Source organism: Streptomyces synnematoformans, from assembly GCF_039531005.1.
Taxonomy (GTDB): Bacteria; Actinomycetota; Actinomycetes; order Streptomycetales; family Streptomycetaceae; genus Streptomyces; species Streptomyces synnematoformans.
Genome location: NZ_BAAAPF010000177.1, coordinates 1 through 15,028, shown reverse-complemented (window position 1 = coordinate 15,028; position 15,028 = coordinate 1). Strand labels below are relative to the sequence as shown.

General features: G+C 73.2%; 14 protein-coding genes. 5 read left to right on the top strand and 9 right to left on the bottom strand.

Translation table 11 applies throughout. The features are described from left to right. The 4 genes from ABD317_RS23320 to ABD317_RS23305 form a co-directional block, all read left to right on the top strand. A partial coding sequence (locus ABD317_RS23320) for a thiamine pyrophosphate-dependent enzyme (protein WP_344291877.1) occupies nucleotides 1-1,182 on the top strand: 1,182 nt, incomplete at its 5' end. A gap of 42 nt (nucleotides 1,183-1,224) precedes the next feature. Beyond that, nucleotides 1,225-2,736: a CoA-acylating methylmalonate-semialdehyde dehydrogenase gene (locus tag ABD317_RS23315; protein ID WP_344291876.1), complete on the top strand. Its 1,512-nt coding sequence runs from the start codon at nucleotides 1,225-1,227 to the stop codon at nucleotides 2,734-2,736. A gap of 55 nt (nucleotides 2,737-2,791) precedes the next feature. After that, nucleotides 2,792-3,757: a TIM barrel protein gene (locus ABD317_RS23310; RefSeq protein WP_344291875.1), complete on the top strand. Its 966-nt coding sequence runs from the start codon at nucleotides 2,792-2,794 to the stop codon at nucleotides 3,755-3,757. Nucleotides 3,758-3,786: 29 nt separating this feature from the next. After that, on the top strand, nucleotides 3,787-4,794 hold the full coding sequence (locus tag ABD317_RS23305; protein ID WP_344291874.1) for a Gfo/Idh/MocA family protein: 1,008 nt from the start codon (nucleotides 3,787-3,789) through the stop codon (nucleotides 4,792-4,794). 75 nt (nucleotides 4,795-4,869) lie between these two features. Here the strand turns inward: ABD317_RS23305 and ABD317_RS23300 are convergent, their stop codons facing one another. The 7 genes from ABD317_RS23300 to ABD317_RS23270 form a co-directional block, all read right to left on the bottom strand. After that, a complete protein-coding gene (locus ABD317_RS23300) occupies nucleotides 4,870-6,516 on the bottom strand; it encodes a DNA repair helicase XPB (RefSeq protein ID WP_344291873.1) in 1,647 nt (548 codons plus the stop codon). Between the two features lie 149 nt (nucleotides 6,517-6,665). Continuing rightward, on the bottom strand, nucleotides 6,666-7,169 hold the full coding sequence (locus tag ABD317_RS23295; RefSeq protein WP_344291872.1) for a Pycsar system effector family protein: 504 nt from the start codon (nucleotides 7,167-7,169) through the stop codon (nucleotides 6,666-6,668). Further along, nucleotides 7,166-8,260 carry a hypothetical protein gene (locus tag ABD317_RS23290; RefSeq protein ID WP_344291871.1) on the bottom strand — a complete coding sequence of 365 codons (1,095 nt, stop codon included), beginning with the start codon at nucleotides 8,258-8,260 and terminating at the stop codon, nucleotides 7,166-7,168. The genes ABD317_RS23295 and ABD317_RS23290 overlap by 4 nt, the downstream gene beginning before the upstream one ends. Next, nucleotides 8,257-10,446, bottom strand: coding sequence for a hypothetical protein (locus ABD317_RS23285; protein WP_344291870.1), 2,190 nt, complete (start codon nucleotides 10,444-10,446; stop codon nucleotides 8,257-8,259). The genes ABD317_RS23290 and ABD317_RS23285 overlap by 4 nt, the downstream gene beginning before the upstream one ends. Beyond that, on the bottom strand, nucleotides 10,443-11,243 hold the full coding sequence (locus tag ABD317_RS23280; RefSeq protein ID WP_344291869.1) for a nucleotidyl cyclase domain-containing protein: 801 nt from the start codon (nucleotides 11,241-11,243) through the stop codon (nucleotides 10,443-10,445). The genes ABD317_RS23285 and ABD317_RS23280 overlap by 4 nt, the downstream gene beginning before the upstream one ends. A 165-nt stretch (nucleotides 11,244-11,408) precedes the next feature. Beyond that, nucleotides 11,409-12,062: a Crp/Fnr family transcriptional regulator gene (locus tag ABD317_RS23275; protein WP_234020083.1), complete on the bottom strand. Its 654-nt coding sequence runs from the start codon at nucleotides 12,060-12,062 to the stop codon at nucleotides 11,409-11,411. A gap of 273 nt (nucleotides 12,063-12,335) precedes the next feature. Then, complete coding sequence (locus tag ABD317_RS23270) at nucleotides 12,336-12,809, bottom strand: iron chaperone (RefSeq protein WP_344291868.1); 474 nt, start codon at nucleotides 12,807-12,809, stop codon at nucleotides 12,336-12,338. A gap of 93 nt (nucleotides 12,810-12,902) precedes the next feature. Between ABD317_RS23270 and ABD317_RS23265 the strand changes: the two genes are divergently transcribed. Continuing rightward, entirely contained in the window at nucleotides 12,903-13,367 is a 465-nt protein-coding gene (locus tag ABD317_RS23265; protein WP_344291867.1) for an SRPBCC family protein, read from the top strand. A gap of 34 nt (nucleotides 13,368-13,401) precedes the next feature. On the opposite strand, the gene ABD317_RS23260 is transcribed toward ABD317_RS23265, so the two are convergent. Together ABD317_RS23260 and ABD317_RS23255 are read right to left on the bottom strand one after the other, a co-directional pair. Next, nucleotides 13,402-14,604 carry an RNA-guided endonuclease InsQ/TnpB family protein gene (locus ABD317_RS23260; protein WP_344291866.1) on the bottom strand — a complete coding sequence of 401 codons (1,203 nt, stop codon included), beginning with the start codon at nucleotides 14,602-14,604 and terminating at the stop codon, nucleotides 13,402-13,404. Nucleotides 14,605-14,756: 152 nt separating this feature from the next. Further along, the coding region (locus ABD317_RS23255) for a WYL domain-containing protein (RefSeq protein WP_344291864.1) at nucleotides 14,757-15,028 on the bottom strand (272 nt) is incomplete at its 5' end.

Sequence of the window (15,028 nt, the reverse complement as noted above, 5' to 3'; positions counted from 1 at the left end):
GTGCTGGTCGCCGGCGGCGGCGCGGTGTACTCCGAGGCGTGGGCGGAGCTGCGGGCGTTCGCGCAGCGCACCGGCATCCCGGTCGCCGACACCCACGCCGGCAAGGGCGCCGTGCCCTGGGACCACCCCGCGGCCGTCGGCGCGCTCGGCGCCACCGGCACCGCCGCCGCCAACGCGCTGGCCGCCGAGGCCGACGTGGTCCTCGGCGTCGGCACCCGCTACAGCGACTTCACCACCGCCAGCCGCACCGTCTTCGCCCGCCCCGACGTGGCGTTCGTCAACCTCAACGTCGCCCGCCTCGACGCCGTCAAGCACGCCGCGGAGCCGCTGGTCGCCGACGCCCGCGCGGGCCTCGAAGCGCTCGACGCCGAGCTGGCCGACTGGCAGGTCGACGACGACTACCGCGCGCATGTACGCGAACTCGCCGACGGCTGGCGGCGCACCACCGACGCCGTCTGCCGCCCCGGGCGCGGCCACGGCCCGCCGCCCGCGCAGACCGAGATCCTCGGCGCGGTCAACGACCTGACCGACGGCCCCGATGACATCACCATCATCAACGCCGCCGGGTCCATGCCCGGCGACCTCCAGGCGCTCTGGCGGGCCCGGGACCCGAAGGCGTACCACGTCGAGTATGCCTACTCCACCATGGGCTACGAGATCGCCGCCGGGCTCGGCGTGAAGATGGCCGCCCCGGACCGCGAGGTCGTCGTCCTCGTCGGCGACGGCTCGTACCTGATGCTCTCCCAGGAGATCGTCACCGCGGTCGCCGAGGGTCTGAAGATCGTCGTCGTCCTCGTCGACAACGGCGGCTTCGCGTCCATCGGCGCGCTGTCCGAGTCGCTCGGCTCGCAGCGCTTCGGCACCCGCTACGCCGGCCGCAACCCCGACACCGGCGAACTCGACGGCGGGCCGCTGCCGGTGGACTTGGCCGCGAACGCCGCGAGCCTCGGCGCGGACGTGCTGCGGGCGACGACGGTCGCGGAGTTCCGGGACGCCTTCGTACGGGCGAAGGAGGCCGAGCGCACCACGGTGGTGCACGTCGTCACCGACCTGACCGGGCCCAACCCGCCGAGCTCCGCGTGGTGGGACGTGCCCGTCAGCGAGGTCTCGGAGCTGGACTCCACGCGCAGGGCGTACGAGGAGTACCGCGACGGCAAGCGCGCCCAACGCCCGTACCTCTGACAGCTTCTGTTCCCCCCCCCCGGCAAGTTAAGCGAGACCCTCATGCACACGATCGAGCACTGGATCGCCGGCGGCGCCGCCGCGTCCACATCGGCTTCCGCGCCCCGCACCGCCCCCGTCTACGACCCCGCCACCGGCCGCGAGCAGGCCCGCGTCCTGCTCGCCGAGACCGCCGACGTCGACGCCGCCGTCAGCGCCGCCGCCACGGCGTACGACAGCTGGCGGGACAGCTCGCTGTCCCAGCGGATGCGCGTGATGTTCGCCTTCCGCGAGCTGCTCGCCCGGCACGAGGACGAGCTGGCGCGCCTCGTCTCCGCGCAGCACGGCAAGGTCGTCTCCGACGCGCGCGGCGAGATCGTCCGCGGCCGGGAGGTCGTCGAGTACGCCTGCGGGATAGCCGACGCCCTCAAGGGCGGCTACTCCGACCAGTACTCGCGCGGCGTCGACGTCCTGTCGTTCCGCGAGCCGCTCGGGGTGTGCGCGGGCATCACCCCGTTCAACTTCCCCGCGATGGTGCCGCTGTGGATGCACCCCATCGCGATCGCCACCGGCAACACCTTCGTGCTCAAGCCCAGCGAGCGCGACCCGTCCGCGTCGAACCTGATCGCGCAGCTGTACGCGGACGCCGGGCTGCCCGACGGCGTGTTCAACGTCGTCCACGGCGACAGGACCGCCGTCGACGCGATCCTCGACCACCCCGGCATCTCCGCCGTCTCCTTCGTCGGCTCCACCCCCGTCGCCACGTACGTGCACGAGCGCGCCACCGCCGCCGGCAAGCGCGTCCAGGCGCTCGGCGGCGCCAAGAACCACGCCGTCGTCCTGCCGGACGCGGACCTCGACTACGCCTCCGACCAGCTCGTCGCCGCCGCCTACGGCTCCGCCGGCGAGCGCTGCATGGCGATCTCCGTCGCCGTCGCGGTCGGGGACGCGGCCGAGCCGCTGGTCGAGGTGCTGCGGCGGAAGGCGCGGGCGGTGCGCGTCGGGCCCGGCGACGACCCGGCCAGCGAGATGGGACCGCTGGTCACCCGCGCCGCGCAGGAGCGCGTCGAGGGCGCGGTCGCCGCGGCGGCGGCGCAGGGCGCGACGGTCGTGGTCGACGGCCGGGACCTCAAGGTCGCGGGGCACGAGGAGGGCTTCTTCACCGGCCCGACGCTGCTGGACCACGTCACCGCGGCGATGGACGCGTACCGTACGGAGATCTTCGGCCCGGTGCTCGCCGTCGTCCGCGTCGACACCCTGGACGAGGCGATCGCGCTCATCAACGCCAACCCGTACGGCAACGGCACCGCCCTGTTCACCGGCGACGGCGCCGCCGCCCGGCGCTTCCAGCGCGGGGTGCACGTCGGGATGGTCGGCATCAACGTGCCGGTGCCGGTGCCGATGGCCGCGTACTCCTTCGGCGGCTGGAAGGACTCGCTCATCGGCGACAGCCCCGTGCACGGCCCGGAGGGCGTCCGCTTCTACACCCGCCCCAAGGTCGTGACCACCCGCTGGCCGGCCGGCGGCAACCCGGCGGCCCGCGGCGCGGCGTTCGCCTTCCCGACCGCCAACTGAGCCTTTCGCCGCCCCCGCAGCCCGCTACGAGCCCGAACCGAGAGGCCGCACCCTCATGACGACGAACGCACCCGGCGCACCCGCCGCCCCGCGCACCGCCGCGGGCCCCACCGCCGACAATCTGTGCCTGGGCTCCGCCCCGTGCTCCTGGGGGGTGTGGTTCCCCGAGGAGGAGCACCAGGTCCCGTACACCCGCTTCCTCGACGAGCTGGCCGAGACCGGCTACAAGTGGCTGGAGCTGGGCCCGTACGGCTACCTGCCCACCGACCCGCAGCGCCTCGCCGGTGAACTCGCCGACCGCGGGCTGCAGGTCTCCGGCGGCACCATCTTCGGTGCCCTGCACCGCCCGGCCGAGTGGGACGAGACGCTGGCCGCCGTCCGCCGCGTCGCCGAGCTGACCGCCGCCGCCGGCGCGCACCACCTCGTGCTCATCCCGCCGCTGTACCGCGACGAGAAGACCGGCGACTTCACCGAGCCGCCGGAGCTGACGGCCGCGCAGTGGACGGCGCTCGGCAAGGCCGCCGACGGCCTCGGCAGGATCCTCCTGGACGACTACGACGTGCGGCTCGTCGTCCACCCGCACGCCGACAGCCACATCCAGACGCAGCCGGAGATCGAGCGCTTCCTGAACGCCACCGACTCCCGCTACGCCAACCTCTGCCTGGACACCGGCCACGTCGCGTACGGCGGGGGCGACAACCTCGACCTCATCCGCCGCTACGCCGAGCGCATCGGCTACGTCCACATCAAGCAGATGGACCCGGTGATCATCGAGCAGGTCCGGGCCGAGAACCTGTCGTTCAGCGAGGCCGTCAGCCGCGGCGTGGCCGTCGAGCCGCCCGCGGGCGTGCCGGACCCGGCGGACGTCGTGGAGGCGCTGTCCGGGCTGGACGCGGAGCTGTTCGTGGTCGTCGAGCAGGACCTGTGGCCGTGCGAGCCGGAGGTGCCCATGCCGATCGCGGTCCGTACCCGCGACTACCTGGCCGGCGTCGGCCTGAGCGGCACCCGCCGCCCCCGCTGAGAACGAGCCTGAACAAGGAGCACGCAGTCATGACCGTACGCATCGGAGTCGTCGGCACCGGCGCCATCGGCCGCGAGCACATCGAGCGCCTCACCCGCACCATCAGCGGCGCCCGCGTCAGCGCCGTCGCCGACATCGACGCGGCGCTCGCCGAGAAGGCCGCGGCGGCGGCGGGCGGCGCGCGGGTCGCGGCGGACGTACCGGAGCTGATCACGGCCGACGACGTGGACGCCGTGCTGGTCACGTCCTGGCACGCCGCCCACGCCGAGCACGTGCTCGCCGCCGTCGCCGCGGGCAAGCCGGTGCTCTGCGAGAAGCCGCTCGCCACCACCGCCGACGACGCGCTGCGCGTGCTGGCCGCGGAGGAGGCGCACGGGCGGCGGCTGGTGCAGGTCGGGTTCATGCGCCGCTTCGACCCGGGGTACCGGGAGCTGCGGCGCGTCATCGCCGGCGGCGGCATCGGCCGGCCGCTGATGATGCACTGCGCCCACCGCAACCGGACCCAGGGTGAGCGGTACACCACCGAGATGGCCGCGCAGGACACCGCCGTGCACGAGATCGACGCCGCCCGCTGGCTCCTCGGCGAGGAGATCGTCTCGGCGCAGGTCATCATGCCGCGCGCCACCGACCACCGCTTCCCGCACCTGCGGGACCCGCAGTTCATGCTCTTCGAGACGGCCGGCGGGGTCCGTATCGACCTGGAGGTCTTCGTCAACTGCCAGTACGGCTACGACATCCGGTGCGAGACGGTCGGCGAGACGGGCCTCGTCCGGCTCCCCGACCCGGCGCGCGCCGAGATCCGGTCGGCGGGGCGGGTCGGCACGGAGATCGACCAGGAGTGGGGCGGGCGCTTCGCCGAGGCGTTCGACGTGGAGGTGCAGGCGTGGGTCGACTCGGTCGCCGACGGCGCGGCCACCGGCCCGAGCGCCTGGGACGGCTACGCCGCCACGGCGGTCGCCGCGGCCACCGTCGAGGCGCAGCGCACGGGCGCGGTGGTGGACGTCAACCTCGCCCCGCGCCCGGCGTTCTACGCCTGACGACTTCCCGCGGCCCGGCCCCACCGCGGGGGGAGGGGCCGGGCCGCGGGAACCCCGCCCCGTCCCGGGGCGGGCTCAGACGTCGTCGCCGGCGAGGACGTCGTCCGCGTCCGTGATCCGGTACGCGTACCCCTGCTCGGCGAGGAACCGCTGCCGGTGCGCGGCGAAGTCCTGGTCGATGGTGTCGCGGGCGACGAGCGAGTAGAACCGGGCCTCGTGCCCGTCCTCCTTCGGCCGCAGCACCCGGCCGAGCCGCTGCGCCTCCTCCTGCCGCGAACCGAACGTGCCGGAGACCTGGATGGCGACCGTCGCCTCCGGCAGGTCGACCGAGAAGTTCGCGACCTTCGACACCACCAGGACGCCGATCTCGCCGCTGCGGAAGGCGTCGAACAGCTTCTCCCGGCGGGCGTTGGTCGTCTCGCCCTTGATGACCGGCGCGTCCAGATGCTCGCCCAGCTCGTCGAGCTGGTCGATGTACTGCCCGATGACCAGCGTCTGCTCGCCCGCGTGCCGGGCGACGAGCGCCTCGGCGACCCTGCGCTTGGTGTCGGTCGTGGCGCAGAAGCGGTACTTCTCCTCCGACTCCGCCGTGGCGTACGCCAGCCGCTCGGCGTCCGTGAGGTTCACCCGCACCTCGACGCAGTCCGCGGGCGCGATGTAGCCCTGCGCCTCGATCTCCTTCCACGGGGCGTCGAAGCGCTTGGGCCCGATGAGCGAGAACACGTCGGACTCGCGGCCGTCCTCCCGCACCAGCGTGGCCGTCAGCCCGAGCCGGCGGCGCGCCTGGAGGTCGGCGGTGAACTTGAAGACGGGCGCCGGCAGCAGGTGCACCTCGTCGTAGACGATGAGCCCCCAGTCGCGGGAGTCGAACAGCTCCAGGTGCGGGTAGACGCCTTTGCGGCGCGTCGTCAGCACCTGGTACGTGGCGATGGTGACCGGGCGGATCTCCTTGCGGGCGCCGCTGTACTCGCCGACCTCCTGCTCGGTCAGCGACGTCCGGCGCAGCAGCTCGCTCTTCCACTGCCGGGCCGCGACCGTGTTCGTCACGAGGATCAGCGTCGTCGCCTTCGCCTCGGCCATCGCGCCGGCGCCGACGAGCGTCTTGCCCGCCCCGCACGGCAGCACGACGACCCCGGAGCCGCCGTGCCAGAAGCCCTCGACGGCCTGTTTCTGGTACGGCCGCAGCCCCCAGCCGTCCTCCACCAGCGCGATCGGGTGCGCCTCCCCGTCCACGTACCCCGCGAGGTCCTCGGCGGGCCAGCCGAGCTTCAGCAGCGCCTGCTTGATCTGCCCGCGCTCCGACGGGTGCACGGCGACGGTGTCGTCGCCGAGCCGCGCCCCGACCAGCGGCTGGATCCGCTTGGAGCGCAGGATCTCCTCCAGCACCGGCCGGTCGCTGGTGGAGAGCACCAGGCCGTGCGCCGGGTCCTTGGTGAGCGTCAGCCGTCCGTACCGCGCCATGGTCTCGGCGACGTCCACGAGCAGCGCGTGCGGCACGGGATAGCGCGAGTACGTCACGAGCGCGTCCACGACCTGCTCCGCGTCGTGCCCGGCGGCCCGCGCGTTCCACAGGCCCAGCGGCGTGACGCGGTAGGTGTGGATGTGCTCCGGGGCGCGCTCCAACTCGGCGAAGGGCGCGATGGCGCGCCGGCACTCCTCCGCCAGCTCGTGGTCCACTTCCAGCAGGAGCGTCTTGTCCGACTGCACGATCAGGCAGGACATGCCGGACCTCCTCCCACTGCCGGACCCTGTCGCGCCCGGATCGGAAACTCGGGAAACAGGAAAGTCTACCTCGGTGCGGCATGCGGCACGGCAGCGCGGCGAGCAGCCGGCGGCGGCGGCCGGGGCCCCTCGCGCCCGTGTCACCCGTGTCACCCGGTGTGCAGGGACGCGGCGGCGGCGAGCGTGAGGCCCGCGACGATGCAGCAGATGCCCCAGCGGATGGACCGGTACTTGCGTGCCAGGATTCCGCTCAGGTCGCGGAACTGCGTGAGCAGCCACTCCGTCGGCGCCTCGCCCGCCCGCGACACGAGACACACCAGCTGCGCCAGCTCCGCGCCGTGCAGGGCGTCGGCGTAGTACGTCACCCCCGTCGTCGTACGCCGGGTCCGGGTCCTGGGCAGCACCGTCCCGATCAGCAGCGCGACGCCGAGGAGCCAGACGCCGCCCGCCCCGGCCCAGAGCAGGGCGTCCTCGTCCAGGCTCCGCTTCGGCGTCCGGCTGCCGACGAACACGGGCAGCGCCAGGGCGCCGGACAGCAGGATGGACGCCTTGGTGTCCGCCCGCGCGAGGTCCTCGCGCGTCGCGGCCACCAGCCGTTCCGCTATGTACAGCGCCGCGTCCGGCACCCGCTGTCCGGCGCTCCCGCGGGTCATCGCGTGTCGTCCCGGACCCCGGGCGGCGGCGGGGGAGCGGCCGGCATCGGCGGGACGTCGGCGGGGATGACGCGCGCGCCGTCCTCGACCCCGGCGTCCGCGGGTTCCGCCGGCCCGTCGTGCGGCTCGGGCGCCTCGGGCGCCGGCGGCGGAAGGGGCAGGGACGTGGGCGGCTCCGGCAGGCCGCTCTCGCCGAGCACCCCGCCCGCCACGCTGCGGCCGAAGTCGATCAGCCGCTGCACCTGGTCCTCCACCTGGTGACGCTGCACCACGCCGGCGTCGATGAGCCGCCCCAGATAGTCCAGCGCCCCGGTCCGCTGCTCCTTGGCCAGCTGCTGGATCTGCTGCAGGACGCCCACGGCCCGCGAGGGGTCCTGGGCCATGAGGAACGCGTACTGCTCCGACTCGCCGGCGCTGATCAGCTGGCGCGCGTGCTCGATGTTCGCCTGGGTGCGCTTCTGCTCGGCCTTGTCCCGCGCCATGGTGACCTCGGAGGTGTGCGACACGTCGACCAGCGCGCCGAAGTACTTCTGCGCGGCCGCGCCCAGGTCGATGCGGACGTACACCTGCGTCACCAGGCCAAGACCCGCCCCGAAGTCGTTCCAGCGGCCGTTGGCCAGCTCCGTCTGTATCGCCTCGTCCGCCGCCTGGGCCCGGTCCAGGCCGTACTGGCGCGAGATCCCGCGCAGCCGGGCGAGCAGCTCGGGGCGCAGCATCCTCGCGACGTCCACGACCCGCTTCTCCGCGGCGAGATAGAAGTCCTGGACCTCCCAGTTGACGTCGGCCTCGGCGACGAACTCGGCCTGGTCCTGGTAGGAGGGCAGTTCCACCCGGAACGAGACCTGGTGCCTGCCGCGGGCGATCAGGCAGACGGAGGTCGGCTTGCCGACGAGCGGCTTGTCGACGTGGTGCGCCCCGCGCACCGTCACGATGCTGTGGCCGCCGTTCTTGTAGAACAGCACGGAGGCCACCTGCGCACCGCGGTGCTTGTATCCCTTCATGGGGCTGAACTCCCTGATGAAGGGGCCCAGCAGCGGGTGCGGCAGCTGAATGTCCGGGTTGGGTGCCGGGGGTCTGTAGTTCGACGTCACCTTGTGCCTTCTCCCTGGACCGCGCGCCGCAGGAGGCGGGCGTGGTCCTGTGCCAACGGCTGGTAGGGGTCCTGCGTCAACTCGTGGATGAGCGACAGCAGTCGCTTCTTGTCGTCCTCGGTGTGCAGCAAGTGGCGCAGGAGGCGCAGCAGAGCCGCGGCCCACGGCCTGCCCGCGGAGCGGGTGAACCAGTCCTCCACCGTCTCCAGGGCCGACTCGTACGAGCGCGCGGTGTTCAGGGCGGTCCACAGCAGCCCCGCCAGCCCGGACGCGTGCTCGGGCCGGGCCTCCGCCAGCGCGACGAGCAGGGGGACCTCCCCGAGATGCGCGATCTCGGGGGCCGGGTTCCACACCTCGTCGACCCTGGTCCCGGCGAGGAACAGCGTGCTCTGCAGGCCCAGGTTCTGGTATTCGGGGCGGGCGTCGCCCAGCCAGCCGCGCACCCGCCGCATGGGCAGCGGCGCCACCGTCGAGCCCATCAGCTGCACGATGTTCTGCGCGGCGTCCACCCGGGCCTCGCCCTCCTGCCAGGTGCCCACCGTGCCGAGCAGGTCGAGCGCCCGGGCGACGGACTCGGCGGCCCGGCCGCGGCCGAGGACGACGGCGGCGGTGCGGCGGAGCCCGGCGGAGCCCTCCATGGCCCAGCGCCGTACCAGCGCCGCGACGGCCGGCCCCACGTGCGGGTCGGTGAGCGCCAGGTCGAGGGCGGTCGCGGCGAACAGCCGCCTGCGGGCCTGCGACGCGGCGGCCATGGGCTGCAGGATGTGCTGGACCGTGTGCGAGCAGTCGAAGCGGCACAGGGCGCCGGCGGCGAGGGCGGCGCGCACCCACACCTGGGCGCGCGGGTCGTCGCACAGCGAACTCAGCCAGCGCAGCACGGGCCCGCGGACGTTGTGCCGGTACTGCCACAGGTGCTCCAGGACCGCGGGCGCGAGGCGTTCGCCGGCGAAGCGGACGGTGCCTACCGGGACGTCCTCGTCGCCGAGGGCCTCGGTGCCGGCTTCCGTGACGGCCCGTGCGGCGACGAGGCGGGCGTCGAGGTCCTGGCTGAAGAGCGGCCGGCCCGGGGCGTTGTCGGGGTCCGTGGTCACGGCGAACTCCCACGTGAGCAGCTCGGCCGCCTCGATCACGGCGCTGACGGACGCGTGGCCGAGCACGGCGAGCGAGACGCGGAGGGCGGAGTCGCGCAGCCGCGGCAGCTCCTCGGCCCGCTCGCCGTTCGCGAACCAGACGGCCGCCTGGCGCAGCGCGAAGTCCCGGCACTCGTCGAGCAGCTCCTCCTGCGGGAGGTCGCCGGTGACGCGGCGGGCCAGCAGCCCGGCGAGCCGCGTCGCCTCGGCGGGCAGCAGCTCGCCGAGGCCCAGCGCGGTCGTGACGTCCTCGGACCGGGCCAGCCCGCGCGCCTCCTCGACGAGGTCGGGCCGGTCGGCGAGGGCGTACCGGAGCTGGCTGTCCAGGACCTCGTCGGCGCCGGCCGGACGGAACGTGAGCCGGTAGCGGCCCACTGCGGCCGGCGCGTGGCCGTCCTCCGGGACGGCGAGCAGCACTCCGTACGCCTCGCGGTGCTCCAGGATGCCGCGCAGCCGGTCGAGTTCCAGCTCGCCGGGGAAGGTGTCGGGCTCCAGGGCGAAGCCGCGCCCGGCGGTGAGGTGTTCGGCCTCCAGCTCCTTCAGGTCGGTCGCCGGGTCGAGGCGGGCCACGCTGCCGCGGGACAGGTCGTCGAGGAGGGACAGCGCGGTGAACATCCGGCCGGTGCCGGAGCGGCCGAGCAGGACGATCAGCCGGTCCGCCCGCAGCCGGCTCTTGAACTCGGCGTAGCCGGGCGGCTCGTGCAGGGTGTCGCGGAGCGTGGTCAGCTCCTCCGCGGCCACCGGGCCGGCGAGCACCCGGGCCGGCGGTCCCACGTGGATGCTGAAGGTGCCGATGCTGCCGGTCGACACGTAGCCGCTGGAGTCGTGCAGGTTGAACGTGGAGCGGGCCTCGCGGTACGTCCGCGACGCGGCGGCCCACGACTCCGCGGGGTCGTCATCCCCGGCACCGGCGTCCCGGGCGCCGGCGGCGCCGAAGAGCCGGTCGTCGGGCCGGGGGCCGGCGCCGTCGTCGGCGGCGCCCCCGGGTTCGCGGGCGCCGCCCCGGTCGGGGCCCGCCGCCTCGCGGTCGGGCGCGGGCGCGTTGTCGGCGCTCACCGGCCACCGTCCGCGGGGCCCCGCATGTCCAGGTGCTCGATGTGTTCGACGTCGGAGACGACCCTGCCGTTGCCGTGGTTGTGGATCGTGTTCGTGGTGACGTGCGTCGGGCTCTGCGGCTCCGCGGCGGGGCGGGGCCGCGCCGGTGCGGCGGTCTCGGGCGGCAGCAGCTCGCCGGTCACGGGTTCGTCCGCCGGCTGCTGCTGCGGCAGCGCGGGCGGCCGCTCAAGCCCGAGCACCTGGATCCACGCGGGCTGCGGGCCCTCCTTGAGGTCGAGGACGTAGCGCCGGTACCGCTCGGGCTCCACCCAGCGCCCGCCGCGCCGCACCACGTCGTCGTAGAGCGTGTCGGACGCGACCACGGCCAGGCAGGACCGGTCCGGCGCGGCGGCGAGCAGCTCCTTCGCCGTACCGGAGTCGCCGATGCGGCAGGCGAGTTCGACGGCGCTGCCCGACCACCCGTGCCGGTCCCGGGTGACGGGCCCGATGGTGATGCCCGCGCGCAGCCGCAGCGGATGCCTGAGCCCGCCGTTCACCGCGCGCAACTCCTCGTGCAGGTACTCGACCCACTCCCCGACGATCCTGACCGGGGGCACGCTCGTCTCCAGGATGGCGAGGATGCCGTCGCCGCGGTCCTCCCGGCTCAGCTGCGCGTCGTCGATGCGCGCCTGCGTGAACGCGCGCCCGGACACCTCGTATATGTGCCGGCGCATGGTGGGCTTCTCCGGGTCCGGGACACGGCTGGATCCCTGGGCATCCAGACTGATGGTGAACCTGTACGTCGATTCGGGGTCCATCCCCTGCTCCCTTGTCGGTTCCGGCGGCTCTGGTCTCACAGTGCTGGTCGGGGCCGGGCTCCGCTGTATTCCTTTACACAGCGGCGGTCGCACCGCCGTCCGGAACGCGCGTCGCCGCGGCCGCCGGCGCCCGTTGACCGCCCACGCTCGTCCGCGCCCTCCCCTTCACAGGTCCGCGCCCGCCAGCAGCCGCAGCGGGCCGAGGCTGGCGACGGTCAGCGTGTTCGGCCCCGTGCGGACCAGGCCGCGGTCGCGTAACAGCCGCAGCGCCTTGGCGACGGCGTCCCGCGTCGAGCCCACCGCGGCGGCCAGCTCGTGCTGCGGCATGGGCAGGGAGATGGTCACGGAGCCGCCCTGGACCTGACCCGCGTGGTCCGCCAGTTCGACGAGCTTTCCCGACAGCCGCTGCAGCACGGTCAGGGAGGCCAGCGCCCGGCGCTCCCGGTCGGAGCTGCGCAGCCGCTCGGCCAGCTGGCCGAGCACGAGGGCGGTGGCGTGCGGACGGGCCGAGAGGAACCCGCGGAACCGGTCGGCCGGGACGACGAGGCCCGTCACCGGCCCCAGGGTGCTGACCGACGCGCTGCGCCGGCCGCCGTCCAGCGCGGCCATCTCGCCGATCAGCTCGCCGTCCGTGCGCAGGCCGAGGATCAGCCGGCCGCCGCGCTCGGTGTCGAGCCAGACGGTGCACCAGCCGTCGAGGATCACGAGGAGATGGGTGCTGCGCTCACCCTCGGTGAGGAGCCTCTCGTGCGGTGCGTACGAGCGGGTGGAGCCCAGCGCGAGGAGAGCCGTCTGGTCGGCAGGGCCGAGCCCGGACAAAAAGGCCTCATGTTCGCGGAAAAGCCCCATCCGCACCCCCTCCACCCCTGCGGTGCCGTATCAGGGTAGTGGTGCGGTTACGGAGATGAGAGTGATTCGACGGGTCTGGTCGCCGCCCGTGCGGGATTGCGGCCCGGTGCCCCGGTCCTGGTCATGGCGGTGCCGCGACCGCCGGCGGCGGACGTCGGCCGCCGGCGGTCCGACGGGCCGGCGGCCGCCCGTGCCCGGCGGGTGCCGGGCGGGCTCCCCGGCGGCCCCGTGCGGGCGTGCGTATCAGCTCATCGCCTTCTTCACCAGCTCGGTGACCTTCTGCTCGTGGGCCGGTGTCAGCTCGGTGATGGCGAAGGCCGTCGGCCACATGGTGCCCTCGTCGAGGTGGGCGGCCTCGTCGAAGCCGAGGGTCAGGTACCGCGACTTGAACTTGTCCGCGGCCTGCACGAAGCAGACGATCTTCCCGCCCTTGCCGTTCTTCGCTCCTTTGGCGTAAGCGGGCATCCCGTACCACAGCCGCGGCGACAGCTCGGGGGCCGCCTGGGTGATGAGGGTGTGGAGCCGCCCGGCGACGGCCCGGTCGGACTCCGGCATCTCGGCGATCTTCGCCAGCAGGTCCGCGACCGGGTCGGCCTTGCCCCCCTTGGACTTCTTGATCTCCTTGGCGCGGTCCTTCATGGCCGCGATCTCCTGCTCGGTGAAGCCCTCGTAGGACTCGCCCGCCTCGGCCGTGGCTGCCTTCTTCGCGTCCGCCATCGCAGTACCTTTCTGGGGTCTGGCCGGGTACGCACCTCAGATTACGAAGAACGACCGCCGATGACTTCTCCAGAACTGACCGGGAGGTTCTCCGTGGCACGCAGCCGCCGACTGATCCTGACCCCGCCCGAGAAGGTCTGGGACCTGCTGAGCGACGGCTACCGCTACGGCGAGTGGGTCACCGGCACCCGGCAGGTACTCGACGCCGACCCGCACTGGCCCGCGGTGGGCGCCCGGCTGCGGGTCCGCGTCGGCGTCGGTCCCGCGGTGCTGGACGACAGCTGCGTCGTCCGCGTCTGCGAGCCGCCCCGGCGGCTGGAGCTGGAGGCGAAGGCCGACCCGTTCGGGGCCGCCCGTATCGCCATGCGGCTGGAGCCGTGGGGGGACAACACGCTGTTCCTCCTGGACTGGCACCCGCTGCGGGGCCCGGGCACGCGGATGCACGGGCTCCCCGTGGACTACCTGGTCGCGGTGCGCAACGGGATGATGCTGACGAAGCTGGCGCGCATCGCGGTACGGGAGTACGAGGCGGGGGTTCGGCGAACTCTCCGATGTTGAATCCTCCTCCGCCTGCAGGCGGAGGATTCCTGGCTCAGGCAGCCTGAGGGAACAGCGTTCCGTCAGGACTTCCGCCATCAACACCAGCCGGGTTGAGACCAGCCCGGACGAGCATCATGCGGGCGGAGTTCTTGTCCCTCGGAGTGGAGGCTCCGCACGCGGTGCAGGTGTAGGTGCGCTCACCCAGCGGCAGTGCGTGCTTGGCTCTCGCTCCGCACTGCGCGCAGTCCATCGTGGTGTGCGCGGGATGTACCAGGCGGACGTCACGCCCGTGCTTGCGGCCCATCTCGACCAACGCGGCCTTGGTGGCACCGATGGCGGCGTCAGCGGCCCTCTTCGCCATGGTGGACTTGGCGAGGAACTTCGGTCGGAAGTCCTCCACCGCGAGAACATCGTGGTCACGAGCCACAGACTTGGCCCACTTGCGGCCGGTGTCCTGCCGCTGCCGGGCCGCCTTCTTATGCAGCTTCGCGGCCTGCTTCTGGGCCCGCCGGTATCCCTTGGACTGAGCCTTTCCCTTCGGAGCCCGGCGGCGGGCCATCATCCTCTGGTAATGCGCGAGGCGCTTGGCCGCCCTTGCCCCGTGCTCAGCGTAGGGAAGGTCATGAGCGTCGGATGTCGTGGTCGCGGTTTCCCTGACGCCCCAGTCGATGCCGATGAACCGCCCGGTGGCGGGCAACGCCTCAATGGTCGTCGAGACGACGAACGAGGCGTACCAGTGGCCCAGGCTGTCGCGGTAGACGCGGACGGACGACGGAACGGCGGGCAGTTTCCGTGACCAAATTACGGTCACAATGATGCTGCCCGCGAGATGCAGACGCCCATCCTTGATCCTGAAGCCGTTCCGGTTGTAGTTCAGGCTCGGGTCGGCGGCCCGCTTCTTCTTGTGTTTCGGCATCCCCGCACGCTGCCGCTGCGGCAGCCGGGCCTTGATGTCCTTCATGGCCTTGGCACGAGACTTGGCGAAGTCTCTGATGATCTGTTGCTGCGGCACCGAGCTGCCTCCTCGCAGCCAAGCGGTTCTGGCACGAGCCTGGGTCAGCATCTTGTCCAGGCGGGCCGGGCCACACTTCTCGCCATCGGTGTGGGCCTTTTTCGATCGGCCCACGCACTCGTTCCAGATCCACCGGCACCGGTCCCACTCGCCCAGCAGCGAGGCGAGTGCGGTCGATGACACGCGTAACCGGTAGGTGTATCGGGCGTTCCCGAGCCCCACCGCGGGCTGCGCTGTCGACATGCGATCAACATACGAGAAGGCACTGACAACGCTTCCGGCTCTTTCGGTCTGAGAGGCCGAAGCACCCTGTAGGGGGTGAACATGACGTCGTCCAGTCCAAGGGCTGACACGGTGTGAGGTTCAAGCGTGGCGCGGGCCGGGGCGCCGGGGGGTCAGGCGGGGTCGTCGGCGAGTTCGGCGGCGCCGGTGATGCGGTGGAGGGGGTAGGTGCGGACCTCGTCGGCGGTGTGGTCGTACGCGGTGACGTAGCCGCCCTCGACGCGGACGGGGGCGATGACGCGCTGGCTGGCGGCGCCGTCGGCGTTGACGTAGCCGATCCAGACGGCGGCGTTGCCGAGGACGGCGGCCTGGAGGACGGCGAGGGTCTCGGCGGTGGAGGTGCGGGGGAGGCCGCCGGGGCGTGCGGTGCCGGGGGGCGCGGGGG